Source organism: Afipia sp. DC4300-2b1 (assembly GCF_049895725.1).
Classification (GTDB): domain Bacteria; phylum Pseudomonadota; class Alphaproteobacteria; order Rhizobiales; family Xanthobacteraceae; genus Afipia; species Afipia broomeae.
Genome location: NZ_JAFCSX010000003.1, coordinates 737,837 through 764,127 on the forward strand (window position 1 = coordinate 737,837; position 26,291 = coordinate 764,127).

A 26,291-nucleotide genomic window follows, 5' to 3' on the forward strand; every position below is an offset into this window, starting at 1 on the left:
GTTTGCGGAAGAACCCTTACGAAGCTGGAGCGGGCGAAGGGAATCGAACCCTCGTATGCAGCTTGGGAAGCTGCCGTTCTACCATTGAACTACGCCCGCGCGGTTCCAACCTTAGCCACACCCGGCGGCAAGCCGCAAGATGGCTGGCATCGCAGGATTCGGGTGGCGAACGGGACCGAAAAGCGCAAGATTCTCCAAGTTTCGGGATGCGGCTATGAAACACTGGAACGCGACATGACGGCTGGTTTTGCATTGTTCGACACGGCGATCGGGCGCTGCGGCGTCGCCTGGGGCGATCGCGGTCTTTTGGGCGTGCAACTCCCTGAAGCCGACGATGCCAGAACCCGTGCACGCCTGCTTCAGAAAGCACCTGGCGCACAGGAAATGGCGCCACCGGCGGATGTGCAGCGCGCCTGCGATGCCATGGTGGAGCTACTCAGCGGCGAAGCGACGGACCTGTCCTTCATCGCCCTCGATACTGATCGCCTGCCCGCCTTCAACCGGCGCGTCTACGACATCGCGCAAACCATCGCCCCCGGCGAAACGCTGACCTATGGCGATATCGCCACGCGCCTCGGCGACAAGCTGCTGTCGCGCGCGGTGGGCAAGGCGCTCGGCGAAAATCCCCTGCCCATCGTGATCCCCTGCCACCGCGTGCTGGCGGCGGGCGGCAAGACCGGCGGGTTTTCCGCCAATGGAGGCGTGACTACCAAGTTCCGCATGCTTGCCATCGAACGCGCCCGCGTTTCGACCCGCGACGCCGAGGATGCGCCGATGCTGTTCGACCCCGGCCTGTCGATTGCCCCGCAACGACGCCGGGGCTAACGTCCCGCTATGAAGATCACCCTGTTTGAGAGTGCGGCGCTGTCCGTGTTCGATTACCGGTGCACCATGGGGCCGGACGATAAGCCGTTCCTCGAACAGCACACGCGCCATTCGCTCTCCTATGTCCGCAAGGGCAGCTTCGGCTATGACACCCGTGGCCGTTCCCACGAACTGGTCGCCGGGGCGGTGATGCTGGGTCATGCCGGCGACGAATATACCTGCTCGCATCCTCATCACGTTTGCGGCGATGAATGCCTCTCGTTCCAGCTCTCGCCTGCACTCGCCGATGACATGGGCGTCCGGACAGATGCCTTGCAGATCGGCTGCGTGCCGCCGACACCTGAACTCATGGTCTATGGAGAACTGGCGCAGGCGACCGGACGCGGCGACAGCGACATCGGGATCGATGAGGCCGCGATTCTGTTTGTGAACCGTTTTGTCGAAGCAACGTCCGGAAAGGCCCAGAAGGCATCGCCGGCCACCGCGCGCGACCGCCGCCGCGCTGTCGAGAGTGCACTGTGGATCGATGCCCATGCCGGCCGGGCCGTGGATCTGGAGACGACTGCCAAGGCTGCCGGCGTCAGCTCTTTTCATTTCCTGCGGATGTTCTCGAATGTGCTCGGGGTGACGCCGCATCAGTATCTGGTGCGCGCGCGGCTGCGCCATGCGGCAAGGCTGCTGGCCGACGATGCGCGGTCGATCACATCGATCGCCTTCGATGTGGGATTCGGCGACCTGTCGAACTTTGTGCGCACCTTCCATCGGGCCGCTGGCGTTTCTCCGCGGCGGTTCCGCGATGCGGCGCGCGGCGACCGCAAGATTTTCCAAGAACGGCTCAAGGCCGCTGCCGTAGGGTGATCTCCATCACAGGGAGATCATCATGTACGACCATATCGGACTAAAAGTCAGAAACCTCGACGCCAGCATCAAATTCTACACCGCCGCGCTCGCACCGCTCGGCCATGTTCTCTGCTCGCGCGACGAAAGCGGTGCCGGATTTGGACCGAAGGATACGCCGGCACTCTGGCTGCATCTGTCGAGAGACCGCGAAGGGTCTGGCGCACATGTCGCATTCCGTGCCGCGACCCACGACGCCATCAAGGCGTTTCACTCCGCGGGACTGAAGGCCGGCGGCCGCGACAATGGCGGCGCAGGTCCGCGCGCGGACTATAGCCCCACCTACTACGCCGCATTTCTGATCGACCCCGACGGAAACAATGTCGAGGCCGTGTGCACGTGATCCCCGACCGGCACGGAGGAAAACATGGCATCGATCCAGAAAGAGTTTGCGATTGCATCATCCGCGCATGATGTCTGGGACGCAGTGCGCGACTTCGGAGCAGTCCACACCCGGCTCGCGCCCGGCTTCGTTACCAACGCCGTCATGGACGGCGACTCCCGGCTCGTGACGTTTTCAAACGGCACGAACGCACGCGAGATTCTTGTCGATTGCGACGACGCGAAACGGCGTCTCGTCTACGCCATCGCCAGCGAAAGGATCAGGCAACACAGCGCCTCGGTGCAGATTCACGAAGATGGCGACAGGCGCAGCAAATTTGTCTGGACCGTGGACGTGCTGCCGAACGAAATCGCGCCATACATCAGCGGACAAATGGACTTGTCGATCGCAGCGATAAAGAAACGATTCGAAAACGGCTAGTTATCCGGCCGGATGTGTCGCCAACGATGACACCAGGCGCTCTTCATGATGATCATGCTGCATTCTCTGACTGCGGTATGATCAATTCGCACCAACAACATTGGATGCGACCGGATTTTCGGAAAATGCCGCACAAATTTGAATCTTTCTCGCGCCTTTAACCTTACCGAATTATACGAGTGGATGATTCAACAATTCCACATTTGCGACCACTCCATGACGCTAAGACTTCCGTCTCTGGGGACACGGAGGTGACGCATGAGGGGTTTCAAGCCCGCGGAATTGGACACGGTCGCGACATTCGGCCAGCGCAAGGTGACGCCGCGCGTTTGCATCGTCGACGCGAAGAGACATATCCGCACGTTTCTTGCGGAGGCTCTTGAAGAGCTGGGCTTCGTTGCATCCGAGTGCGCGAACGCCGACGAGTTGCCCTTGCTGCTGGACCTGCACGCGCCCGATCTCATTCTGCTCGGAATACCGAATGATGGCGTTCAGGCCGGGCAGATCCTGAAAATCATCGTCGACAGGAAATTCGACGGCCAGGTGCTGCTGATCGGCCCAAAGGAGTCGATCGTCGTGAGCGCGCTGCGCCAACTCGGGGAAGAACTTCAGATTGCGATGCTGCCGCCGCTTGCCACACCGTTCAGCGCGGACGGCCTGAGGGCCAGTGTGGTCACGCTGCTTCCGCAACAAGCCCCGCCGAGTCCGCCTGTCGACGTCGCGGAAGCGCTGAAGGCCGGCTGGCTGGAATTGTGGTACCAGCAGAAAATCGACGTGCATACGCTCGCCCCCCGCGGCGCGGAGGCGCTGATCCGCATGCGTCACCCATCATGGGGCGTGGTGCCTCCGGCATCCTTTATCCCTGACGCTCGAGACCCGCAGTTCAAGGGGCTGTCCGAATTTGTCGTCAGCCGCGCGCTGGAGGACTGGCATTATTTCGTGGATCAGCACGGCCCCGTCGACATCTCCATCAATCTGCCGATCAGCTTTCTCGAAGACCCGGCGCTGGTCAGCCATCTCTGCCGCCAGATTCCGGACCATCCCGCGTTCGGAGGCTTGATCGTGGAGGTCAAAGGCTTCGAGATCATCCGGAATCTCGATCTGGCGATCGATGTCGCCAAGCGCCTGCGATTTCACAACATCGCAATCTCGATCGATGATCTCGGGACCGACTGGCCGCTGCTCACGGAGCTGAAGAGTTTTCCGTTCGTCGAAATCAAGGTCGATCGGGAATTCGTCACCGGCTCTGCGGATAACCGCCTCAAGCAGACCGTCTGCCGCCGCATCCTCGAACTTGCGGACCGGCACGGCGCGCGCACCGTCGCCAAGGGCGTGGAGACCCGGTCCGATCTGGTCGCGATCCACGAGATGGGATTCGACCTGGCCCAGGGCTATCTGTTCGGCAAACCCGCCAACGCGAAGAAGTTCGCCCGCGCCTCGCTCGCACGTCCGACCGTGCTCGCGTGACGGCTCTCATTCAGCCTTGATAGCCGCCCCTCTCTCTCCCCAGTTCGTGAAACGAACTGCGGCGGCGGCGAGGATACCCAGCAGAATCATGGACACAGCCGCCAGCCAGAAGAAATTCGTGCTGACTGCACCATGTGACGTCAGCCACCAGCCGCCCGCCATGACGAATGCAAGCCGCGCGGTCTGTGCGAGCACCGGCCCGATCACGCGCGCAGCGCCCTGCGAAGAGAAATAAAGCGAAATCGCAAGGCCCACGAAAGCGAGAAACGGCCCGACGATCGAAAGATATTCATGGCTCGCAGCCCGAACGGCGGCATTGTCAGTAAAGATGTTCACCCAAATGTCCGGGTTGAGAGCGAAGAACCCGCCAAAGAAGCCGACGGCCACAAACGACACACCGCCGGCCGTCCATGCAATCCGCCGCGCCCGGGCGATGCGGCCGGCTCCGATCGCCATGCCGATCATCGGCACCGAGGCGATCCCCACAGCGAACGCCAGCGACGTCAGCATGAATTCCAGCCGTGCGCCGATGCCGTAACCCGCGAGAACCTCGGTCCCGAAATTCGCCAGCAGGTGCGTGAAGATCGTCACCGTCAGCACAATCTGCAGGGGCGAGAAACAGGAAATCGCTCCGACCTGCAGGATGTCGTAGAACATCGTGCGCTGAAACCGGAAGCCACTGAAATTCAGTTTCACGCGGCTGCGGCCTGACAGCAGATACCACGCCATGATGCCGACACCGATCGAAAACGCCATCAGCGTGCCGGCGGCAACGCCGCGCATACCGAACTGCGGCACCGGCCCCAGGCCAAGACCAAGCACGCCGCCGAACAGAACCTGAAAGAACGCCGAGTTGAGAATGATCGCCGACGGCAGCTTCATGTTGCCGGTTCCCCGCAGCAGCGCCGCCAGCGTATTCATGATCCATGGCAGCACGGCGCCGCCGAAGAAAATCTGCGAGTAACCGATGGCCTCGCTCAGAACACGGCCCCTGCCGCCGAGCGCGGCAAACAGATACGGCCCGAAGGTCAGCATCCCGATCATGAAGGTCAGGCCGAAACAAATACCGATCATCAGCGCGTGCACGGCAAGCGCGGATGCGCGCTCGGCATCGTTGGCGCCCAGCGCGCGCGCAATGGCGGATGCGACGCCGCCGCCCATCGCGCCGCCAGACATGGTCATCATCAGAATGACAAACGGGAACACCAGCGCCATCGCCGCCAGGGGTTCGACGCCCAAGCGGCCGATATAGGATGTCTCAGCGATCGCGACGCAGGTTCCGGCGGTCAGCGCGACCACATTGGGAGCAGCCAGTTTCAACAGCGTGGAGAGGATCGGCCCATCGAGCAGCGGGTTTTTAACGGGGCCTTTGACAGCAGGCAGCGGCGGTTTTTCGTCCGTCTGCACGACAGGAATTTCAGCGGCCCCAAGTTCGGACATATCGTCTCCCGAGCGGAAATCTTCTTGTTTTGAGAGAGCGCCGCCCTGTCAAAAAATCCATAGCATCAAATTTGCAGGGCACAACGCGCTTCGCGCATGGCGCCTACACACCCTGAAAACCAGCGAACTAAGCCGCACTGATGATCTGCGCGGCATCGGCCATCGCCAATGGCCGATCACCGAGCAGCCGGTCGGCGATTGCCTCATCGCGTCCGTTCGAGAGAACGGCAAACGGGTCCTGCGCCGTCAGGCGGTGATCGACAACGAGACGCGACAGCAACAGCCGGCGGGCGTCGCCGCGCATGGCGTGAATCCGGCTGCCCTCCCAGGCGAACGTGACAGCGCCGGCGACATGATAAAGCGTGCTGGTGGCACGGCGCGCTTCGGCTTCGTTCTCCGAACGCCCGGCCACCTCGCGGGCAAAGCCGATCGCCCTGTCCGTCAGGTGATGAAGCCGGTCGCGCCAGACCTGCGGAACGCCGGGCGAATCGTCGATCCGCGAATGCAGATCGGCTCCCAGCGCAGCTTCTGCTCCGTGACGGCCGACCGCACGCTTGAGCGTATCGAGCGCAACGATGTTACCGGTTCCTTCCCAGATCGAACCGAGATGCGCGTCGCGCAATAGCCGCGGCGTCGCGAACTCTTCGATGTAACCGATGCCGCCGCGCATCTCCATTGCCTCGCCGCAAACCTTTCGAGCATCGCGCGTGGCGCGATACTTTAGCGTCGGCGTCAGCACGCGCAGCAATGCCGCGGCGTCCTGACTGCCGGCTTCGGCGCGATCCAATGCATCGGCCGTGACGAAGCTCATCGACACCGCCTGCTCGGTTGCGAGCATGATTTTCATCAACTGCCGGCGCGCCAGCGGCATATCGATAATGCGACGGCCAAACACCACGCGGTTGTTGGCAACCGTATTCGCATCATGGTGCGCGCGCCGCATCAATGCCGCCGACTTGACGCCGTTGGACAGACGCGACCAGTTGACCATCTCGGCCATCTGCACGAAGCCGCGATCGAGACGGCCGACAGCGTAAGCAATCGCACCTTCAAGCTTGATCTCGCCCGACGCCATCGAGCGGGTGCCGAGTTTGTCCTTGAGGCGGACGATGCGGTAGTGGTTGGGCGAACCATCGTCGAGTTCACGCGGCATGAGAAACAGGCCGACGCCCTGGGTGCCGCCGACCGCGCCTTCCGGCCGCGCCAGCAGCATCACCATCTTTGCATCGGCGTTCGAGCAGAACCATTTTTCGCCGTAGAGCCGCCAGTGACCGCCGTCCTGCACCGCTCTGGTGGTCAGCTTGCCGACGTCCGAACCGCCCTCCTTCTCGGTCATGAACTGGCCGCCCTGGGTCAGCTTTGACATGTCGGTTTGCGTGAGGCCGTCGAGATACTTGGCTTTCAGCGCGCCGTCGCCGAACCGCGACAACAGACGCGCCGCGCCGTCGGTGACATTGATCGGACACCCAAGCCCGAACTCGGCCTGATTGAACAGAAACGTGAAGGCGTGCTTGGCGACGGCTGGATAAGTGTCGGCCCAGCCGAGAATGCCCTTGCGATGCGACATCGCGTGGATGCCGAATTCGCCATAGGCTGCGCGTTCGAGTTCGCGATAAGCCGGATGATACTCGATCCATTGCCGGTCGTTGCCGAAGCGATCGCGCTGATGCAGCACCGGGCCATGCTTGTCGGCGAGACGCGCGCATTCATCGAGATAACCACCGGCGAGCGAGCCAAGCCGGTCCAGATGCGGCTCGATGTGCTGAAACAGCGCGCCGGGAAGATGGATGCGCAGCAGATCGGCGAGGATCGGATCGGCGCGATAGAAATTCATGCCCGACGTGTCGGGCGCGATCAGACCGAACCCGGATGTCGAAGCTGATGTCTGAGCGGGCGGAGTTTTTGCGGCTGCAACCATGGCGTTTTCATCCCTGCCGGGATCGCTCCCGTTGTTTTCAGGAATGATCCGGTATTTGGATGCCCGCGGCAAGCTGGCCGGAAGCCAATGGCGGCATGGGTGAAATGTGCCGCGAGGGGACGTAATTCGCAGAGCGGAACCCGACCGCTAGGTCCGGAAATGCTTCGAGAGCTTCAGGCCCTGCCCCTGATAATTCGATGCGATGCGCTGGCCATACAGCGCATCGGGGCGCGACAGCATCTTCTCGTACACAAGGCGACCGACGATCTGGCCGTGCTCGAGAATGAACGGCACTTCGCGCGAGCGCACTTCCAGCACCGCGCGCGAGCCCTGCCCGCCTGCGCCTGCATAACCGAAGCCGGGATCGAAGAAGCCCGCATAGTGGACGCGGAATTCGCCGACCAGCGGATCGAACGGCACCATCTCGGCGGCGAAATCCGGCGGCACCTGCACCGCCTCCTTCGAGGCGAGAATATAGAACTCGCCGGGATCGAGGATCAGGCTGCGATCCGGCCGCGCGCGGATCGGCTCCCAGAACTCACCCACGGTGTATCCGGCACGGCGGTCGACATCGACCACGCCGGTATGGCGTTTGGCGCGATAGCCGACAAAACCATCCGAGCCTTCACCGGACAGATCAACGCTTAAGGCCACACCGCCGGCGAGATCGGCTTCGTCGCTGTCGACCAGACGCTCGGCGTCATGCAGCGCCTCCAGTTCATCGCCATCGAGCAGAGGATGGCCCGTGCGGAAACGAATCTGCGACAGCCGCGATCCTTCGCGCAACAAGACCGGGAATGTCTTGGGGCTGATCTCCGCATAGAGCGGGCCATGATAGCCGGGCGCGATCATGTCGAAGCGCCGCGTGCCGTCGGCGATCACGCGGGTGAAAACGTCGAGCCGGCCCGTGGAGCTTTTCGGATTCGCGGCGGCCTGAATGTTCGGCGGAAGCGCGAGGCTTTCCAAGAGCGGCACGATGTAGACGCAGTTGGTTTCCAGCACCGCGCCATCGGACAGATCGATCTCGTGCAGCTTCAACTCTTCGATACGGTCCGCCACCCGAATATCAGGACCGGGCAGAAAGCTCGCGCGAACCCGGTAGGCGACATTGCCCAGGCGCAGGTCGAGACTGGCCGGCTGGATCTGGCTTTCGACGAAGGGATATTCGGGCAGGATCAGGCCTGCATCGGCCATCGCCGCGATCATGCGGTCAGGCAGAATTCCTGTCGCGTCGGGGGCAAGTGTGAAGGCCACGGGGTAATCCTCGGCTATCGGCTGATCCAGCAAAACAAGCATTTTATCGGTTATCCGATGGGGTGCTTGACGGAAAGAGCATGCGGGATTAAGCCTAGGACTTATCCCGTGGTCATTTGAGCCGGCCGGCTTGCAGCCACGTTAAATAACTCGCTAAACAGGCCGGGGACAGTGTGATCCCGGCTTGTGGAAAGATTTTCCAGGCCGGTTTTTTTGTGTCCATCGCGAGGTGGCCACGATGGAGTGCACATGTCCGAGACCAAAACACCCGCGGCCAATGCTTCCCCAAGCAAGCCGCCATCCCCGACCCGCAATTATCGCCCGGAAACCCGCCTCGTGCATTCAGGCACGCTGCGCTCGCAGTACGGCGAAACCTCCGAAGCGCTGTTCCTGACGCAGGGTTTCATCTACGACACCGCCGAACAGTGCGAAGCGCGCTTCACCGGCGCGGACCCCGGCTTCCTGTATTCACGGTTTTCGAATCCGACCGTATCGATGTTCGAGCAGCGCATGATCGAACTCGAAGGCGCCGAGGCCGCGCGCGCCACCGCGACCGGCATGGCGGCGGTCACCACCGCGATCCTTGCTCCGCTCAAAGCCGGCGATCATGTGGTCGCAGCGAAAGCGCTGTTCGGTTCGTGCCGTTATGTCGTGGAAGATCTGCTGCCGCGCTACGGCATCGAATCCACGCTGGTGGATGGTCATGATCTCGACCAGTGGCAGAAGGCGATGCGTCCGAACACCAAGACGTGCTTCCTCGAAAGCCCGACCAATCCGACCCTCGATGTGGTCGACATCGGCGCTGTCGCCGAGATCGCGCATCGCGGCGGCGCGCGGCTGATCGTGGACAACGTGTTCGCCACACCGATCTGGCAAAGCCCGCTAACGCTCGGCGCCGACGTCGTGGTCTATTCTGCGACCAAGCACATCGATGGCCAGGGTCGCTGTCTCGGCGGCATCATCCTGTCGTCGGAGGCTTTCATTCAGGAGCACATCCACACGTTCCTGCGCCAGACCGGACCTGCGATGTCACCATTCAACGCATGGGTGCTGCTGAAGGGTCTTGAGACGCTGAGCATTCGCGTGAAGGCGCAAACCGAAAGCGCAGCGGCGATCGCCGATGCGTTGGCCAAACATCCGAAGATCTCGCGGCTGATCTATCCGGGCCGCGCCGATCATCCGCAGGCCGCCATCGTCAAGAAACAGATGCGCGCGGGTTCGACCCTGATCGGTTTCGAGGTCAAGGGCGGCAAGGCCGCAGCGTTCCGCACGCTGAACGCGCTGAAGCTGGCGCGGATTTCCAATAACCTCGGCGATTCCAAAAGCATCGTCACCCATCCGGCGACCACGACGCATCAGCGGCTGACGCCGGAGGCGCGCGCCGAACTTGGCATCAGTGAAGGCTTCATCCGCTTCTCGGCGGGACTGGAGCACAAGGACGACCTGATCGAGGATCTGAACGCGGCGCTGGAGAAAGCCTAAGACAGAAGCGCGCTGGATATTCCATGAGTACATTTTCGTTCCAGCAGGTCGATGTTTTCACCGGCAAGCGGCTCAAGGGTAATCCGCTTGCCGTGGTCATTGGCGCCGACGGACTTTCCGACGACGCCATGGCTTCGCTCGCGAACTGGACGAATCTGAGCGAAACCACCTTTCTCCTGAAGCCTACGACGGCAGACGCCGATTATCGCCTGCGGATTTTCACGCCCTCAGGCGAGTTGCCGTTCGCAGGCCATCCAACGCTCGGCAGTTGTCACGTCTGGTTGAGCCTCGGGAATACTGCCGGGCAGGCGCATGTCGTTCAGGAATGCGGTGCGGGCCTCATCAAAATCAGGCGCGATGGGAACAGGCTGGCATTTGCCGCGCCTCCGCTGCGCCGGACCGGCGATGTCGAAAGCGACATTCTCGATCAGATCGCGCGCGGCCTGCAAATTCGCCGGGACGCCATTAAGGCGGCGCAGTGGATCGACAACGGCCCCGGCTGGGTGGCGGTGATGCTGACATCGCGCACGGAAATCCTGTCGCTGAAACCGGACTATCCGGCGCTTGGGAACCTGAAGCTCGGCGTGGTCGCGCCATGGGACCCTTTGCGCGACGGCAAGGACGCCTTCTTCGAGGTTCGCGCATTCATATCCAACCGCGCGACCGAAGACCCCGTCACGGGCAGCCTGAATGCCGGTCTCGCGCAATGGCTGATGTCCGCAGGACTTGCGCCCGCTGCATACGTCGCAAGCCAGGGCACCGTGCTTGGACGAGAGGGCCGCGTTTACGCCGCGCGTGATGGTCACGACATCTGGATCGGCGGCGAGACGCTGACGTGCATCGAAGGCAGGCTGACGATCTAGGCCTTACATCGGCCGGAAGCTCATCACGTTCGCCGGAATGTTGACACCGGCCTTCACCTGTCCGACCGACTTGATGATGGTGTCGCCGAGCAACTGGGCGAAGCACGCGTAGCCCCAGTCGTTCATGTGCAGGCCGTCGCCGATCACGAACTTGTCGAACGGCATTTTTTCGTCCTCGTGCCATTGCCGCATGACATCGAAGCGCGGAAACACCGAGATGTTCTTGAGCTTGGCGACATCGCCAAGCAGTTTGACCATCCGGCTCGCGTTCTCGGTTTTCTCGGCAACCGCCGGAACGTATTGCGGATCGATCAGCACGACATCGATCCCCCTGGCCTGAAGGCGCGCGATGCCGTCCTCCACCAGCGCAGCCGTCGCCGCGATATCGCTGGCGTTGCCCTTGACGACGGCGTTGGTGCCGAGCTGCCAGATCACGAGATCAGGGTCCGCATCGAGAACGGCGATATCGAACCGCTTCATCATTTCGGGCGCATCCTGCCCGCCCATACCGCGATTGATGACACTGATGTCGGCGGTCGGAAACTTGCGGCGCAACTGATCCGCAAGACGGCTGGGATAATTGTAGGCCGCTGACGTGCCGAAACCGACCGTGGTCGATGAGCCGAAAGCGACGATGGTCACCGGCTCGCCCGCAGCGATCCGCCGCGCAACGCGCGGCAGCGAACCCGGAACGTCCTTCAATCCCTTGGCGGGCAGACACGGCACGCGTGTGAGAATATCGCCGGCACCCTTGGCCACAGTCTTCGCCGCTTCGATAGCTTTTGTTCCGAGACCCTTCTGCTGGGGCGCGTCGGGCACCTGGGCTCGTACAGGGGAGACGGCGGGTAATCCCCACGTCATAGCGCCTGCCATGACGGCAATCGCCAAACGACCATAAAAATTCATCAACGTTGAATCCTGAGCTCAGCCGGATTAATGCGCGACGCTTCCACGACCATCGCGGCCAGCGACCGGCCGATACAGTCATGCACACGCTTCGCCATTCCATATCCGTGGGCTGAACCGAAAAGATCAAAATCGCCGGCATCGCTCCAGTGACGCATGATCGAAAACCGGTCGAATATCGGCACTTCGTGCTGCTGTGCGACGACCCGTATCGTGTCGATATAGGGACCAACCGACAGCATCGTCTCCATACGTGGGTTGTATTGGAGATTCATCAAGAGCACATCGGGGCCTGCTTTCTGCAGTGCCTCAACCCCGCTATCCAACGCGGCGCGGAAATCGTCAGGATCAACCGCGCGTATCGCATCGACCGTGCCGGTCTGCCAGATCACCAGATCCGGCTTTTGATCCGCCGGCAGCTTGTCGATCATCTGGCCAAAACCCTGCGCGGCTTCCGCGGCTGTTTTCTTGGGCCGCAGGTCGGTCCTGACATTGACGGTGACGCCAGCCAATGCTTCGCGCAAAGCGGACTCCAAACGTGCCGGATAAGACATGTTCGCACCGTCAGAGCCAGGTAGCGCTGAAGAGCCGCTGCCGACCACAAGGACATCCAGACGCTTCCTGGTCTTGATCGCGTTTGCGACCTTCGGAAGTGGGCTTTCCGTCGTCAGGAGATATGCGGGCACAGTACAGCCGGGACCGTCCTCGGCGCGCGCCGGAGCAGCCACCAGGACAGACGCGAACAGACCTGCAACCAGTAACGCTCTCATGACCCGCCTCCGGCGAGGTCGGCATCGGCGTCAGCGCTTTTTGCGCGTTTGTCGCCCTTGCCTATTTCGCTCTTGTACCACGAAAATAGCCATGCGGCCGCTGACATGATGACAATCCCGGCGACGCTGACGAAGAAATGCATCCATGCTCCGCCGGACACTTCGGCCAGAACAAAATGACCCGCGAATGCGAGGAAGACGCCGAGACAGAATATCTCCAGAGAATGCTGACCACACCGGATCACCGGGCGAAGCCACGGCGATCTCAGACCCGGCCAATCCTTCGGAAGCACGCGGACCGTAATCGCCGCCAGCGCCAGAAAATGCACAAAGCGGAGAACATCGAGATCGGTCTTGTTGATCGGATACATCCAGCTTTCCAGCCAGCGCGGCATGAAAACATTGAGCTGCGGAACGTGCCAGGTCAGCGTGACGCAGAACGCAAACACAAGATAGCCAATGCAGAGCCAGAGCGTAATGCGCGAGGACAGAATGCGCGCCATGCGCTTTGCGCCACCGAGCGCGCACCAGGCCCCGAATACGAACAGCAACTGCCAGGCGAACGGATTGAAAGCCCAGAAGCCGTTTGGATAAGCGGGAAGATACCAGTCGAATTGCCAGGTCAGGGCATAGAGCAGGACCGAGAGTGACAGCGCCAGATCCGCCTTGCGCTGCATCAGCCATATGATTCCCGGCAGGAAAATCATGAGCACGATGTAAAGCGGCAGCACGTCCATATTGACGGGCCGGAATTTCAGCAACAACGCCTGAACGATCGTGACGTCGGGCTGCTTGAGGAAATCCAGAATGCCCATTTCTTCCGCGTAGAGCGGGTTCTCGAACCGCGTCGCGATGTAGGAGATCTCTGCGAGATAGATCGTAAACAGGAAAACGTGCGCCACGTAGATTTGCCAGACGCGCTTGAAGATGCGCGCACTCGCCACTACGAAGCCGCGATCAAGCATCGCGCGGCTGTACACGAACGCCGCCGTGTACCCCGATATGAAAATAAAGATCTCGGTGGCGTCACTGAAGCCGTAGTTGCGGATGGTGAACCAGGTCAGAATGTTCGGCGGAAGATGGTCGATGAAGATCAGCCACAGCGCCATACCTCGAAAGAGATCGAGGCGCAGTTCGCGTTCGCCCGCGGCAACCGGAAGCGCCACGGCCTTTGCAGCAGGCGCTTTCGCAACAGCCTGATCGGTCATCTCGGTGGTCACGAGCGTCATCCGGTCAAGTCCGTTTCATCCGGTTCCATTCGAAGTGGCAGGCGCTTGTCATGATCCTACGGAAGATCAAACCGGCCCGCAAATTGCAAGCATTCCATTGGACCGGCGCCCGGAAGAATGCTGGATGGCAACGTTGTTGAAACAAAGATCGGTACGATGTCGTATCCTGGACAGGCCGCCGCAAGCATCAATTATTGGTGCCTACGCAAGGGATGAGAGGTCTGCTATTCTGTGACCGAATGTGGACGGACACCATGTATCGCGCCGTGACCCGCCAGATTGAAGTCATCGTCGAGCCGAGCTTCCTGCCCGAACGCTCGTCGGCTGAAGACGGCCGTTTTTTCTGGGCTTACACGATCGCCATCGTCAATTCGGGGAGCGAAACCGTCCAGCTCAAGAGGCGTCACTGGATCATTACCGATGGCGCCGGCCGCAGCCAGGAAGTCAACGGCGAGGGTGTGGTCGGAGAACAGCCGGTACTCGAGCCGGGTGAACGGTTCGAGTACACCAGCGGGGTGCCGCTTCAGACACCATCCGGATTCATGACCGGCAGCTATCAGATGGTAACCGAAAACGGCGAGCCGTTCGATATCGACATCCCGGCGTTCTCGCTGGACAGTCCGAGCTACAAGCGGACGCTGAACTAGAACATCCATACGCCAACGGCGGGCAGCCGCGAGACCGGCCCAGCCTCTAGTCAGCCGCCCCCTGATTGGACACCGGCTCGACGCCCGCTTCATCCGGCGTGAACTCATATACCGAACTGCAGAACTCGCAGGTCACGACCACCTTGCCGTTTTCGACCATGTCGGCGCGATCCTGCGGGGTGAAGCTTTTCAACATTCCGGCCACGGCATCGCGCGAGCAAGAGCACTGCGCGCGCACTTCCTGCGTCGGAAACACCCGGACTCCGCGCTCGTGAAAAAGCCGGAACAGCAAACGCTCGCCCGACAGATCGGGATCAATCAGTTCGACATCCTCGATGGTGCCAAACAGCGACCGGCTCTCGGCCCACGCATCGTCTTCCGGCAGGTCATGCTTGACCGCGCCCTCGGGGGCGTCGCCGGGATGCAGGTCGGGCTGACGCGCGCGCTCGGGCGCCTTGGGCAGGAACTGCATCAGCATGCCGCCGCCGCGCCACCGGTGTTTCGGACCATCACCACTGCGGAATTCCTCACCGACCGCGAGCCGCACCCGCGTCGGAATCTGCTCCGAACGGAGGAAATATTCATGCGCGGCGTCTTCCAGATTGCCGCCTTCCAGCGCAACGAGGCCCTGATAGCGGCTCATCTCGGCACCCTGATCGATGGTCATGGCAAGATGCCCGTGGCCGAGCAGCGCCGCGGAGTCCTGGCCGGACTTCAGCCTGCTTGCATCGAAACGCGCATAGGCACGCAGCCGGTTCGGCGCCTGAAAATCAACGACGATCATCGACACAGGACCATCGGTCTTGGTCTGCAAAATAAAGCGGCCATCGAACTTGAGCGTCGAAGCGAGCAGTGTTGTGAGCACGATGGCTTCGCCAAGCAGCTTGCCGACCGGAGCCGGATAGTCGTGCTTGGTCAAAATCTCGTCGAGCGTCGGGCCCATCTTCGCCAACCGGCCGCGCACATCCAGCGCGCTGACTTCAAAGGGCAGCACAGCATCATCCACCGGCGTTGCGGAGGGAGCACGGATTTGGCTTTCGAGAGTCATGTCGGACGCATTCTTTTCAAGGAAACGAATTGCCGCAGCGAAAAGCACAAACCATGACGGTCTGACTTCCGGCCCCAGGGCAATGATGGATCAAGCGAGGTGTCCGCACAATATAGGGTGCCTTGTTCCGCAAAAAAGGGAGTGGATCGGGAACACAAGCCAGCGGAGAAACCGCCGGAACGCCGCGAACAAGGGCTATTTCGCGCGGAGCACGACCCTTCGACAATCCGTTTTGTGATCAGGCCTAGCCGATCGCGTACAGGCACCAGGCCAGAATGCCCTTTTGCGCGTGCAGACGATTTTCCGCCTCGTCGAACACCACCGACTGCGGGCCGTCGATCACTTCATCGGTGACTTCCTCGCCGCGATGTGCCGGCAGGCAGTGCATGAAGATGGCGCCGGGGTTGGCCAGCGACATCAGCTTCTCATTGACCTGATAGGGCCTCAGCACGTTATGGCGATGCTCGCCTTCCTTGTCGCCCATCGAGACCCAGGTGTCGGTGACCACGCAATCGGCGCCGCGCACCATTTCCTCGGGTTTGGTGCCGAGCACGACCGGCGCGTCTGCCGCCTTGATCCAGTCCTTCAGCAGCTTGTTGGGCGCCAGCTCCGGCGGCGTCGCAACACGAAGGTTGAATCCAAACCGCTCCGCGGCATGCGCCCACGACGCCAGCACGTTGTTGTCGTCGCCGGTCCAAGCCACCGTGCGTCCCTTGATCGGGCCGAGATGCTCCTCGAAGGTCATCACGTCGGCCATCACCTGACAGGGATGCGACCGCCGGGTCAGACCGTTGATCACGGGCACGGTTGCGTGCGCCGCGAGTTCGGCCAGCGCCTCGTGGTTGAGAATGCGGATCATGATCGCATCGACGAAGCGCGACAGCACGCGCGCGGTATCGGCGATGGTTTCACCGCGTCCGAGCTGCATCTCAGCGCCGGTCAGCATGATGGCTTCGCCGCCGAGCTGGCGCATGCCGACATCGAACGACACACGGGTACGCGTCGACGGCTTGTCGAAGATCATCGCAAGCGTCTTGCCGTCCAGCGGCCTGTCGGAAATGTCCCCGGCCTTGCGCTTCTTCTTCATCGCCATGCTGGCGTCGAGGATCGTCCGCAAGTCCCTGGTCGGCACGTCGAACAGGTCGAGGAAATGTCGGGGAGAGTTGCTCATCACACCGCCTCGCGCCGCGCGGGCGTTCGCGTCAGCTTGGCGCAAGCACGCTCGACACGTGACACCGCATCCTCGATCTCAGCCTCGGTGACGATCAGCGGCGGCAGCAATCGCACGACGTTCTCGCCGGCGCCGACGGTGAGCAGCTTTTCGCTGCGAAGCGCTGCGACGAGATCACCGGCAGGCACAACCGCTTTCAGGCCGATCAGCAGGCCATCGCCGCGGACTTCATCGACCACATCGGGATAGCGGTCGATGATCGACGCCAGTTTCTGCTTCAGCAACAGCGACGAACGCTGCACATTCTCAAAAAACTTCGGCGCCAGCATCACATCGAGCACCGCGTTGGCTGCGGCCACTGCAAGCAGGTTGCCGCCGAACGTCGAGCCGTGGGTGCCCGGGGTCATGCCCGCAGCGGCGGCCGCCGTGGCCAGACACGCACCGATCGGAAAGCCGCCGCCAAGCGCCTTTGCCAGCGCCATGATATCGGGTTCAACGCCGGTCTTCTCGTAAGCGAAGAGGCTGCCCGTACGACCCATGCCGGTCTGCACTTCGTCGAATACCAGAACGAGCTTGTTGTCGTCGCAAAGCTGCCGCAGCGCGCGGAAGAAAGAAGGGTCGGCCGCGCGCACGCCGCCTTCGCCCTGCCATGGCTCGATGATGATACCCGCCGTCTCGGGACCGATTGCCTTCTTCACGGCCTCAAGATCGCCGAGCGGCACCTGATCGAAACCTTCGACCCGCGGCCCGAAACCTTCGAGATATTTCTGCTGCCCGCCGGCCGCGAGCGTCGCAAGCGTGCGGCCGTGAAATGCACCTTCAAACGTGATCAGCCGATACCGCTCCGGATGGCCGTTCACCGCCTGAAACTTGCGCGCCATCTTGATGCACGCTTCCATCGCCTCCGCGCCGGAATTGCAGAAGAATGCCACGTCGGCAAAGCTAGCGTCGCAAAGCCGCGTCGCCAGCCGCTCACCTTCCGGAATCGTGAAAAGGTTCGAGACGTGCCACAGCTTCGCGGCCTGTTCCTGCACGGCAGCGACCAGGTGCGGATGCGCATGACCGAGCGCATTCACCGCCACACCACTGGTGAAGTCGAGATAGCGGTCGCCATTGGTCGCGATCAGCCATGGCCCCTCGCCGCGCTCGAAAGCGACGTCGGCGCGGGCAAAAACCGGCAACATGTGAGAGTCGAGATGCGGTTTGACACTTTGGCTCATGGCGACCTGATCGATGGTGAGGGGTCAGCCGCGGCGCGACCGCATCAGCGCTCGTCGCTCAGTTGCCTGCCCCGGAAACGAAACGTGCCGCCCGAAAAAGGCGGCACGTGGCGGTTATTCTATTGGTGGACCCTGTTGTGTCAATCCACGCGGGCCCTTCTGCGGGCCGCAGGGGCAGCCCGTTTGTTGCTGCAACTGAAGCATATTCCGGCGTTTTTGCACCTGTTCCAGCGTTGAAACTGCCTGCGCGGTCAAGAAAGCCGCGATTTGCAGCATCGCATAAAGATCGAATTTATTTGATTTTTGGCTGGAACATGTGGACGCGGCATGCCCGACTCTTGCGCGTGAGTCACGCCATATTGTAGCATCCCTGACGTTGGGTACGACATCTCGTGCGGCGGTTCTGATCCTCGATTGTCTTCGGTACGGCGTAAACGCCCGGTCGCTTTTCATGCAACCGGCGAAGGCTAAGGGATTCTGCCGACAGGGATTTTGGACGGTTTGCAATCGCGACGCCGCGTCGAAAATGGCCGGCGCGATATCAAAAGGAAGAGTGCGATGACGGTAATAAGCTGGACCGACGATCGCGTTGAACAGTTGAAAAAGCTTTGGGAAGCCGGGCTTTCGGCAAGCCAGATCGCTGCCGAGCTCGGAAACATCACCCGCAATGCCGTGATCGGCAAGGTGCACCGGCTGGGTCTCTCCGGCCGGGCCAAGAGCCCGTCTTCCGCGGCGCCCCGGCAGCGCAAGGTGCGTCCGGCGCAGCATATGATGCGGATCAGCCGTCCCGTGTCGCGCGGTAACACCGCGCTGGCCCACGCCTTTGAGGTCGAAGCCGAGCCGGATCCGATCGCCTATGACAACGTGGTGCCGATGAGCCAGCGCCTCAGCCTGCTGGAGCTCAACGAGAACACTTGCCACTGGCCTGTCGGCGATCCGGGCAGCCCGGATTTCTTCTTCTGCGGCGGCAAGTCGCTGACCAGCCTGCCATACTGCGCGCATCACTCACGCGTTGCCTATCAGCCGGCCTCCGATCGCCGCCGCACCTCGCGGCCGAGCACGAAGTAAGCCGAAATCCTTTCATAAATAGCGAAAAAGCCTCATCGATCCGATGAGGCTTTTTTGTTGCGAAGTGGCGGCGAACCTTGCCGCAAAAGGCGGCTTTGTGATCGTGCGGCGAAAATGCGCCGGACTGAAATCGCCCTTACTCTTTCGCTGCAATCTTGTCGCCCGCAGGAGTCTTCGTCGTCGGAAAACATGCGGTGAACGTCGCGCCGTGACCGGGAACGCTCTCGATCAGGAGCCGCCCGCGATGACGGTTGAGGATGTGCTTGACCAGCGACAGGCCCAGTCCGGTGCCGCCCTGCGCGCGGCTGTCGCCGACATCGACGCGGTAGAACCGCTCGGTCAGGCGCGGCAAATGCTCCGGCGCGATACCAGGACCAAAGTCGCGCACCGCGAGGCGAATTTCACCGATGTCATGGGGCGCAGGTTCGGTCAGCGACACCACGACGCGTCCGCCGGATGCGCCGTATTTGAGACCGTTCTCGATCAGGTTTTCCAGCAGGCGCAGCAATTCCTCGTTGTCACCGGCGACGACAACCGGCTCATGAGGAAGTTCGACATCGATGACAACCTGACGCTCGCTCGCCAGCGGCTCCAGCCCATCGACCACCTGACGCACCAGCGGCACCACGTCGACCAGCTTTTCGGGCCGCACATGCGCGCTGAGCTCGACCCGCGACAGAGACAGAAGATCGTCGATCAGCCGCGCCATGCGCGTCGCCTGCGCGTGCATGATGCCGAGAAACCGTTCGCGCGCCTTGGCGTCCTCGCGCGCCGGTCCCTGCAACGTATCGATGAATCCCGACAGCGCTGCGAGCGGCGTGCGCAATTCGTGGCTCGCATTGGCGACGAAGTCGGCGCGCATTTCCTCGACCCGGCGCAGCGGCGTCTGATCCTGGAATGTCATCAGAATGCAATATTCGCTGCCGCCGAATGCCGTCGGCAACAGCAGCGGCGTCACGATCAATTCCATCCAGCGGTCGATCGGAACGCGATCCACATAGCTGGCGCGCTGCGGCTGACGGGTGGCGATGGCTTCGCGCAGCGCCGCGATGATCTCGGGAGAGCGCAGCGCGAACAGCGCCAGTTCGTTCTTGCGCAAAGCAGGCGCCAGTTGCGCGGCGGCGGTGTTGAAATGCAGCACGCGCCCGGCGCGGTCGAGCAGCACGGCTGCATCGGGCATCCCGCCGACCAGCGCCTGCACCACCGGCGTTTCCGCGGGCCGCGCGCCGATCAAGTCTTCGTTCGCCGGAACGGATTGATGCAGATGCCATGGCACAAGCGCTGCACCCCCGATCACCACAAACACCAGTCCGGCCTGCGGCAGCGTCAGGCCGCCGAACATCACCGAAGCCGCGAGGCCAAGCGCCGTCGCGATCAGAATGATCGCCGACCGCCGCAGCCGATCCGACCACGGAGCAAAACCGGAATTTGGAGACGTCATCGTCATGCGCCGTACCTGTTTCGCTCTCGTACGAGCTGACGCCAGCCCGCCCTACGAGACCGGTGACCGCGATCCCTGAGGCGGCCCCTTGGCCGACGGAGACTTCGCGGCGTCGTCTAGCCTTTTCAGGGCCGCTGAGACTCGCTTCGCCCGAAGACCGACAATAAGCTCTCGAAGCGAGAGCAAGATGACAGAAATAATGAACGGGACGAGATAATAAAGCACCCGGAACAGCAGCATGCCGGCCAGAAGCTCTTCCCGGTCGAACTGAAACAGACCCACCAGCATCGCGGCATCGAATACGCCGAGGCCGCCCGGCGAATGGCTGGCGAAACCGAGCAGCGTCGCCGAGACGAAGATCACCGCGACCACGATGAACCCGACATGAGGTTCATCCGGCACCAGAATGTACATCGCCAGCGCACAGAACCCGAGATCGACGATCCCGATCACGATCTGCAGCAGCGTCAACGGCCCGCCGGGAAGAAAGACGCTCCAGCTTCCGCGGCCGACTTCGCGCGGCTTCATCCAGACCCAGATGACATACGCACACAGGGCAAGCAGGATACCGATGGCCGCGACGCGGTTGAGCCAGACCGGCAGCTTGTCGATGGAGGCGGCTGCTTCCGGATGATAGGCGACGCCAAGTCCGAGCACGGCGGCATTGCCGAGCCAGAACGTCAGCCCGGCGAGAAAGCAAACCTTGGCGACATCGACCGCCGACAGGCCCCACGCCGAATAGACCCGATATCGCACCACGCCGCCGGTAAAGACGCTGGCCCCGACATTGTGGCCGATCGAATAGCTGGTGAACCCGGCAAAGGCGGCAACCCGGTAAGGCACCTCATCGCGCCCGATCGCGCGCAGCGCGAACAGGTCGTAGAACGTCAGCGTGAAGTAACCGGCCGCGACGCAGAGGCCGGCGAGCACGATGGTGCGGATTTCGGTGCCGCGCAGTGCCTCGTAGAGGTCGTCGACATCGAGACCCTCGAGCATGTGATAGAGGATGTAGCAAGCGGTCGCGATGATCGCGATGCTGATCGCAACACCAATCTTGTGCAGGATTTGCTTCTCGCGCATGTACGCGATGGCCCCGCGCAGTGTCTCCAGCATCCAGACCTCAAAATTCGATCAAGCGCACTATCCCTCGTGCTGTCCTAGCAGACCGGCGCGGCGACCGCGAGAGCCGGTATCGTCAATTTGAGCCCATTTGCGAGCCATAAGTCACGTTAAGAATACTGAGACACTACCGCCATCCATTGCACCGCAACGGTGTCGCCACCATGTCAGCGCGATGACGCCGATTTGATCTGCTCGCGCTGAAAAAACAGCAGGTCCAGTTCGGGACCCGGCTGTCCAAGCCCTGTCAAAAGCGCATGAGTCTGGCCGCGATGATGGGTCTGGTGGTTGAACCAGTGCGCCAGCGCGGGAGCCAGTTCCTGCACGAAATGCTCGGGGCTCGAGACGCGCCGATAGGAAATCGTTCCCGCAACGCGCGCGTCATCCAGACCGTCCACATAGGCCACGATCCGGGCATCTTCCGCCGCCCGGGCTGCACGAAGCGCATCGAACGTGTCGAACAGGATCGCGTCGAGCCGGTCCGGCGCATCGCCTTCGCCGGTGAACCGCTTCATCCAGATGCGATCCGTTGCCAGCAGATGATTCAGCGTGCCGTGGACCGACTTGAAGAAGGCGCCGCGATCGGCCCGGTAGTCGGCGTCGCCGAGACGACCGGCGGCCTCGTAGAGCCGCGCATTGGCCCACGCATTGTAATGGCCGAACATCCGGAAATGCCGTGTCAGGCCGCCTGCCATCTTGCTTCAGCCTGCGGCGGTGTGCCGCGCGACCACAAGACTGCGGAGCCACGAGCCGACCGCGCAACCGAGAACGTAAGCGGCGAACATGACGAGACCGAGGTCGAGCCAGTATCCGGCCCGGCCCGGCGCCAGATGAAACACCGACGCCAGGACGAGCGCCGCGACCAGCACCGCGACCTTGCGCAGCGTCATCGTGGACCAGCCGCGCCCGCGATGGACCACCGCGATCCATCCCATTGCAAGGCCGACCACGGCTGACGCCAGCACCCAACCCCAGTTGAACATCGCAAGATAAATCATGCTCATTTCACCACGAAATCGATGCGCCGGTTCTTGGCCTTGCCGTCGTCGGTATCGTTGGCGGCAACCGGCTGCGAACTGCCGTAGCCCACGGCCTTCAACCGGTCCGGCGGCAGTCCAGCCTTGATCAGATACTCCGACACCGCCTGCGCGCGCTTTTCGGACAACGCCATATTGGAGGTGTTGTCGCCGTCGCTGTCCGTGTGGCCGGCCACCTCGATGTTGGCGGTCGGACAGCGCAGGGCGGTCTCGATGAGCTTGTCGAGCAGCCCCATGGAATCCTTGTCGATGGTGGCGCGGCCGGACTCGAACCTGATCTTCGCCTTGCCCAGCAGTTCAAAAAACAGTTGCTGGCAGACGGTCGGATCAACAGCGCTGGCCACCGGCTTGACCGAGACATCCGCCTTTACGGCCCAGCCCTGCGGCAACTCGCCGCCGATGCCGCCGCGAATCTGATCCGCCGCGACCGCGTAGAGCGCATCACCGGACAGTTTCACCTCACGATCCGAGATCGTCAGCGAGCCGGTCGAAACCCGCGACAGCGCGCCGAGCGCGGCTACCGCCGCGTTCTGGAAGCCCTGCGGCGCACCGGCGCTCGCCTTCAGATTATCAACCAGCTTTTCGGCGAAGAACTTGCGGCCGACCGCCGCGACAATGGCAGCATGAACGTTGTTGTCAGGCACATACCCTTCGAGCGTGACGGTATTTGCGACCGGGTCCTTGTTGGCGCGGAAGATATAAGGCGGCGCCTTGATGGCGTTCTCCTTCACCGAATAGCCTTCGGGCAGATTTTTCAGCGCCGCCAGGATCGCCTCGCGGTTGCCGATTTCGCGCGCCATGCCGGTCAGGCTGACGGCGGTGTCGCTGAGGGTGATCTTGCCGTCCTTGAGCTTGCCGATCTGTTCGACCAGCAGCAATGCCGCGGCGTCGAACCGCGGCGGCGCGCCCCGCGCCAGATCCATCCGGTCCGATACCTCGCTACCCGCGGCCGCGGCGCGCGCGGCGTCCGCCAGCCGTGCCTTGCTCGCGGGCAACGGCGCATTCCCACCGAGCGTGATCCTGACCACGTCGCGCTCGATCGACCATTCGAACGGCTTGGCTTCGCGGATCAGGCGGGTGTCGTCGTCGAGCAGCCGCACCCCGGCGACAGCCTCGACCTGCGAGGCCGCGCTGCGACGCCCTTCTTCCGAGAACGCGTCCGCCGACAGCGAGACATCGCGGCCGGACACGGAAATGCGGGTCTTGTCGAGGATGGTGTCCTTGAGCGCGGCGGTCGCCCGCGACGCGATATCGGTCTCAAGAGGCGAGGTATTCGTCCAGATCGCGCCGATCCAAAGGAACCCCAAGGGAATCAACCCCGGCCACCATTTTCTTGCCCAACTGGATATTCGGTTCATCCCGGACCTTCACCTGACGGAATGGAGACAAAACAAACCCATGGCAGGGTGTCAAACGGGAAATGACCGCCGAACCGGGCCGGATGCAGAAGGCCCGTTCCGGGCCCGCCGGAGGCTGTTTTGAGCACCCGCATAACCGTTTGTTCAACGGTTTCTGCCAAATCTTGGGGCCGGATTCCTGAAATCATCGGCCCGAGCCCGCCGCCATGAAGCAGCTTCGCCACAACGTCATTCGCGCCGGCCTCGACGCGCTGTATTTCACCGGCGCGCACCATGTGCTGCGGCCGATCCTGGCGGGCGTCGGCACCATCTTCATGCTGCATCATGTTCGCCCGGCGCGCGACAACATGTTCCAGCCCAACCGGCATCTGGAAATCACGCCCGACTTCCTGCGCGAGGTGCTGGCCCATGTCCGCGCGCTCGATGTCGATATCGTGTCGATGGATGAAGCGCATCGCCGGATGGTTGAGCGTGATTTCGCGCGCCGCTTCGCCTGCTTCACTTTCGATGACGGCTATCGCAACAACCGCGACCATGCGCTCCCCGTGATGCGCGACCACAACGCGCCGTTCACGGTCTATGTCGCCAGCGATTTCGCCGAAGGCACCGGCAGATTGTGGTGGGAAGCGCTGGAGCGCGTCGTCGCCCGCGCTGAAATCATAGAGATCGTTCGGGGCGGTGCGGTGCTGCGGCTCGATGCGCATGACCACGCCGCCAAGCAGGACGCTTTCAACCAGACCCACGACTGGCTGCGCTCGCTCGGAAGCGACGCCGAGGTGCAGCGCGAGGTCAGCGCGCTGTGCGCGCGGCACGGCGTGGACGATTCAGCCATCGCGCGCGAGCTGTGCATGTCGTGGGATGAACTGAAGACATTTTCCGCCGATCCGCTGGTCGGCATCGGCGCGCACACCGTCAGTCATTGCAATCTCGCCCGCGAAACCGAAGCGGGCGCATTGCGCGAGATGCGAGAGAGCCGCGCGCGAATCGAGGACCATCTGCAAAAGCCCGCGCGGCATTTCGCCTATCCTTATGGAGACAAGGCCGCGGCGGCCGCGCGCGAGTTCGCGATGGCGAAGGAGCTAGGCTTCGCAACCGCTGTCACAACGCGTCCCGGCATGATCTTCGCCGAAAACGCCGGACACCTCACGGCGTTGCCGCGCATTTCGCTGAACGGCAACTACCAGACCACGCGCTTCCTGTCGGTGCTGACGTCAGGCGCCGCGACCGCGATATGGAACGGCTTCCGCCGCGTGGACGCGGCGTAGGTGAAACACCTCTGAAATCGTCATCCTGAGGTGCGAGCGCTTGCGAGCCTCGAGGATGACCGCTCAGAATAATGCCGCCGCCCGTCGAGGCTCCATGCGACGCATGGAGCACCTCAGGGTGACGGCAATTGCGTTTCAAACACGTTCTGCAATTCCGCCATTCCTTGACTTGGGCTTCGTTGCTGGCGCTATATCGCTGCCAAAGCAACAGGAGGCATCATGTTCAAGGATATGTTTTCGCTCAATGGCCGTGTCGCCCTCGTCACCGGCGGTTCGCGCGGCATCGGCAAGATGATCGCGGGCGGCTTTCTCGCCTATGGCGCGTCGAAGGTCTACATCACCGCGCGCAAGGCGGGGCCCTGCGAAGAAACCGCAAAGGAACTGACCGCTGCCTATGACGGCCAGTGCATCGCGCTTCCCATCGACATGTCGACGGTCGAAGGCTGCAACAAGCTCGCCGAAGAAATCATGAAGCGCGAGCCGAAGCTCGACATCCTCGTGAACAATGCGGGCGCCGCCTGGGGCGCACCGTTCGACGAGTTTCCGGAGAACGGCTGGGACAAGGTGATGAACCTCAACGTCAAGTCGCTGTTCTTCCTCACCAAAGCGCTGGCGAAGCCGCTGCGTGCGGCCGCCACGAAGGAGAAGCCCGGCAAGGTCATCAACATCGCCTCGATCGACGGCCTGTCGGTCAATCCGCTCGAAACCTATTCCTATCAGGCGAGCAAGGCGGCGGTGATCCATCTGACGCGCCGCATGGCCGCAAAGCTCATCCATGACAACATCAATGTCACCGCGATCTGCCCCGGCGCGTTCGAGTCCGACATGAACACCGCGGCGCGCGATCATGGCGACAGCGTTGCCAAGGCGATTCCGTCGAAGCGCATCGGCCGTCCGGAAGACATGGCCGGCATCGCGATCTATCTGGCCTCGCGCGCCGGCGATTACGTGGTCGGCAATTCGATCGCGGTCGATGGCGGCATCGTCTACGCCAATCTCAGCCTGCCGGTTGCGGGGGAGTAAAATCACGCCGGCGAAACTATGCTTCGCCCATCGTCATTGCGAGGAGCGCTAGCGACGAAGCAATCCAGCTTTTCTTCTTT

General features: G+C 62.2%; 25 protein-coding genes, 1 tRNA gene and 1 riboswitch. Of the genes, 11 read left to right on the top strand and 15 right to left on the bottom strand.

Going from position 1 to position 26,291, the window contains the following annotated elements:
- Positions 1-25 precede the first annotated feature (25 nt).
- Positions 26-99, bottom strand: a tRNA-Gly gene (locus ACP7AL_RS15995).
- Positions 100-234: 135 nt separating this feature from the next.
- Between ACP7AL_RS15995 and ACP7AL_RS16000 the strand changes: the two genes are divergently transcribed.
- From ACP7AL_RS16000 to ACP7AL_RS16020, 5 genes are all read left to right on the top strand, one after another.
- On the top strand, positions 235-825 hold the full coding sequence (locus ACP7AL_RS16000) for a methylated-DNA--[protein]-cysteine S-methyltransferase (protein WP_425992736.1): 591 nt from the start codon (positions 235-237) through the stop codon (positions 823-825).
- Positions 826-834: 9 nt separating this feature from the next.
- Positions 835-1,683 (top strand): helix-turn-helix transcriptional regulator, encoded by an 849-nt coding sequence (locus ACP7AL_RS16005; protein WP_425992738.1) that lies wholly within the window; start codon positions 835-837, stop codon positions 1,681-1,683.
- 22 nt (positions 1,684-1,705) lie between these two features.
- Positions 1,706-2,065, top strand: a complete 360-nt coding sequence (locus tag ACP7AL_RS16010) for a VOC family protein (protein ID WP_425992740.1) — start codon at positions 1,706-1,708, stop codon at positions 2,063-2,065.
- A gap of 24 nt (positions 2,066-2,089) precedes the next feature.
- Positions 2,090-2,485: an SRPBCC family protein gene (locus tag ACP7AL_RS16015; RefSeq protein ID WP_425992742.1), complete on the top strand. Its 396-nt coding sequence runs from the start codon at positions 2,090-2,092 to the stop codon at positions 2,483-2,485.
- Positions 2,486-2,743: 258 nt separating this feature from the next.
- The gene (locus tag ACP7AL_RS16020; protein WP_425992744.1) at positions 2,744-3,952 is read left to right on the top strand and encodes an EAL domain-containing protein; all 1,209 of its coding nucleotides are present in this window, start codon (positions 2,744-2,746) and stop codon (positions 3,950-3,952) included.
- Between the two features lie 6 nt (positions 3,953-3,958).
- On the opposite strand, the gene ACP7AL_RS16025 is transcribed toward ACP7AL_RS16020, so the two are convergent.
- From ACP7AL_RS16025 to ACP7AL_RS16035, 3 genes are all read right to left on the bottom strand, one after another.
- Positions 3,959-5,392 (bottom strand): MATE family efflux transporter, encoded by a 1,434-nt coding sequence (locus tag ACP7AL_RS16025; protein WP_425992746.1) that lies wholly within the window; start codon positions 5,390-5,392, stop codon positions 3,959-3,961.
- Between the two features lie 127 nt (positions 5,393-5,519).
- Positions 5,520-7,310: an acyl-CoA dehydrogenase family protein gene (locus ACP7AL_RS16030; protein WP_425992748.1), complete on the bottom strand. Its 1,791-nt coding sequence runs from the start codon at positions 7,308-7,310 to the stop codon at positions 5,520-5,522.
- A gap of 147 nt (positions 7,311-7,457) precedes the next feature.
- Positions 7,458-8,606 carry a 2'-deoxycytidine 5'-triphosphate deaminase gene (locus ACP7AL_RS16035; RefSeq protein ID WP_425992750.1) on the bottom strand — a complete coding sequence of 383 codons (1,149 nt, stop codon included), beginning with the start codon at positions 8,604-8,606 and terminating at the stop codon, positions 7,458-7,460.
- Positions 8,607-8,662: 56 nt separating this feature from the next.
- Positions 8,663-8,742: riboswitch (SAM riboswitch) on the top strand.
- Between the two features lie 71 nt (positions 8,743-8,813).
- On the opposite strand from ACP7AL_RS16035, the gene ACP7AL_RS16040 reads away from it, so the two are divergent.
- A complete protein-coding gene (locus tag ACP7AL_RS16040; protein WP_425992752.1) occupies positions 8,814-10,046 on the top strand; it encodes an O-succinylhomoserine sulfhydrylase in 1,233 nt (410 codons plus the stop codon).
- 23 nt (positions 10,047-10,069) lie between these two features.
- The gene (locus tag ACP7AL_RS16045) at positions 10,070-10,909 is read left to right on the top strand and encodes a PhzF family phenazine biosynthesis protein (protein WP_425992754.1); all 840 of its coding nucleotides are present in this window, start codon (positions 10,070-10,072) and stop codon (positions 10,907-10,909) included.
- 3 nt (positions 10,910-10,912) lie between these two features.
- Here ACP7AL_RS16045 and ACP7AL_RS16050 read toward each other — a convergent pair whose 3' ends face one another.
- The 3 genes from ACP7AL_RS16050 to ACP7AL_RS16060 are packed head-to-tail and all read right to left on the bottom strand — an operon-like array spanning position 10,913 to position 13,814.
- Positions 10,913-11,770 carry an SGNH/GDSL hydrolase family protein gene (locus ACP7AL_RS16050; RefSeq protein WP_425993001.1) on the bottom strand — a complete coding sequence of 286 codons (858 nt, stop codon included), beginning with the start codon at positions 11,768-11,770 and terminating at the stop codon, positions 10,913-10,915.
- Between the two features lie 44 nt (positions 11,771-11,814).
- Positions 11,815-12,585, bottom strand: a complete 771-nt coding sequence (locus ACP7AL_RS16055) for an SGNH/GDSL hydrolase family protein (protein WP_425992756.1) — start codon at positions 12,583-12,585, stop codon at positions 11,815-11,817.
- Positions 12,582-13,814: an OpgC domain-containing protein gene (locus ACP7AL_RS16060; protein ID WP_425992759.1), complete on the bottom strand. Its 1,233-nt coding sequence runs from the start codon at positions 13,812-13,814 to the stop codon at positions 12,582-12,584. The genes ACP7AL_RS16055 and ACP7AL_RS16060 overlap by 4 nt, the downstream gene beginning before the upstream one ends.
- A gap of 254 nt (positions 13,815-14,068) precedes the next feature.
- Between ACP7AL_RS16060 and apaG the strand changes: the two genes are divergently transcribed.
- Positions 14,069-14,461 (top strand): Co2+/Mg2+ efflux protein ApaG, encoded by a 393-nt coding sequence (apaG, locus tag ACP7AL_RS16065; protein WP_006022980.1) that lies wholly within the window; start codon positions 14,069-14,071, stop codon positions 14,459-14,461.
- Between the two features lie 46 nt (positions 14,462-14,507).
- Here apaG and ACP7AL_RS16070 read toward each other — a convergent pair whose 3' ends face one another.
- From ACP7AL_RS16070 to ACP7AL_RS16080, 3 genes are all read right to left on the bottom strand, one after another.
- Entirely contained in the window at positions 14,508-15,509 is a 1,002-nt protein-coding gene (locus ACP7AL_RS16070) for an Hsp33 family molecular chaperone (RefSeq protein WP_425992761.1), read from the bottom strand.
- A 244-nt stretch (positions 15,510-15,753) separates the two neighbouring features.
- Complete coding sequence (gene argF / locus ACP7AL_RS16075; protein WP_425992763.1) at positions 15,754-16,680, bottom strand: ornithine carbamoyltransferase; 927 nt, start codon at positions 16,678-16,680, stop codon at positions 15,754-15,756.
- Positions 16,680-17,900 carry an aspartate aminotransferase family protein gene (locus tag ACP7AL_RS16080; RefSeq protein WP_425992765.1) on the bottom strand — a complete coding sequence of 407 codons (1,221 nt, stop codon included), beginning with the start codon at positions 17,898-17,900 and terminating at the stop codon, positions 16,680-16,682. Before ACP7AL_RS16080 ends, argF begins: the two co-directional genes overlap by 1 nt.
- 558 nt (positions 17,901-18,458) lie before the next feature.
- Here ACP7AL_RS16080 and ACP7AL_RS16085 point away from each other — a divergent pair.
- A complete protein-coding gene (locus tag ACP7AL_RS16085; RefSeq protein WP_006022984.1) occupies positions 18,459-18,968 on the top strand; it encodes a GcrA family cell cycle regulator in 510 nt (169 codons plus the stop codon).
- 136 nt (positions 18,969-19,104) lie between these two features.
- Here ACP7AL_RS16085 and ACP7AL_RS16090 read toward each other — a convergent pair whose 3' ends face one another.
- From ACP7AL_RS16090 to ACP7AL_RS16110, 5 genes are all read right to left on the bottom strand, one after another.
- Complete coding sequence (locus ACP7AL_RS16090; protein WP_425992768.1) at positions 19,105-20,415, bottom strand: ATP-binding protein; 1,311 nt, start codon at positions 20,413-20,415, stop codon at positions 19,105-19,107.
- Positions 20,416-20,460: 45 nt separating this feature from the next.
- Positions 20,461-21,522, bottom strand: coding sequence for a lysylphosphatidylglycerol synthase domain-containing protein (locus tag ACP7AL_RS16095; RefSeq protein WP_006022986.1), 1,062 nt, complete (start codon positions 21,520-21,522; stop codon positions 20,461-20,463).
- A gap of 173 nt (positions 21,523-21,695) precedes the next feature.
- Complete coding sequence (locus tag ACP7AL_RS16100; protein ID WP_034459533.1) at positions 21,696-22,223, bottom strand: DinB family protein; 528 nt, start codon at positions 22,221-22,223, stop codon at positions 21,696-21,698.
- A 6-nt stretch (positions 22,224-22,229) separates the two neighbouring features.
- Complete coding sequence (locus ACP7AL_RS16105) at positions 22,230-22,526, bottom strand: hypothetical protein (protein ID WP_425992771.1); 297 nt, start codon at positions 22,524-22,526, stop codon at positions 22,230-22,232.
- 2 nt (positions 22,527-22,528) lie between these two features.
- Positions 22,529-23,923 carry an OmpA family protein gene (locus tag ACP7AL_RS16110; RefSeq protein ID WP_425992773.1) on the bottom strand — a complete coding sequence of 465 codons (1,395 nt, stop codon included), beginning with the start codon at positions 23,921-23,923 and terminating at the stop codon, positions 22,529-22,531.
- A 206-nt stretch (positions 23,924-24,129) separates the two neighbouring features.
- On the opposite strand from ACP7AL_RS16110, the gene ACP7AL_RS16115 reads away from it, so the two are divergent.
- A complete protein-coding gene (locus tag ACP7AL_RS16115) occupies positions 24,130-25,188 on the top strand; it encodes a polysaccharide deacetylase family protein (protein ID WP_425992775.1) in 1,059 nt (352 codons plus the stop codon).
- A 219-nt stretch (positions 25,189-25,407) separates the two neighbouring features.
- Complete coding sequence (locus ACP7AL_RS16120) at positions 25,408-26,211, top strand: SDR family NAD(P)-dependent oxidoreductase (RefSeq protein ID WP_425992777.1); 804 nt, start codon at positions 25,408-25,410, stop codon at positions 26,209-26,211.
- The last annotated feature ends 80 nt before the right edge of the window (positions 26,212-26,291 follow it).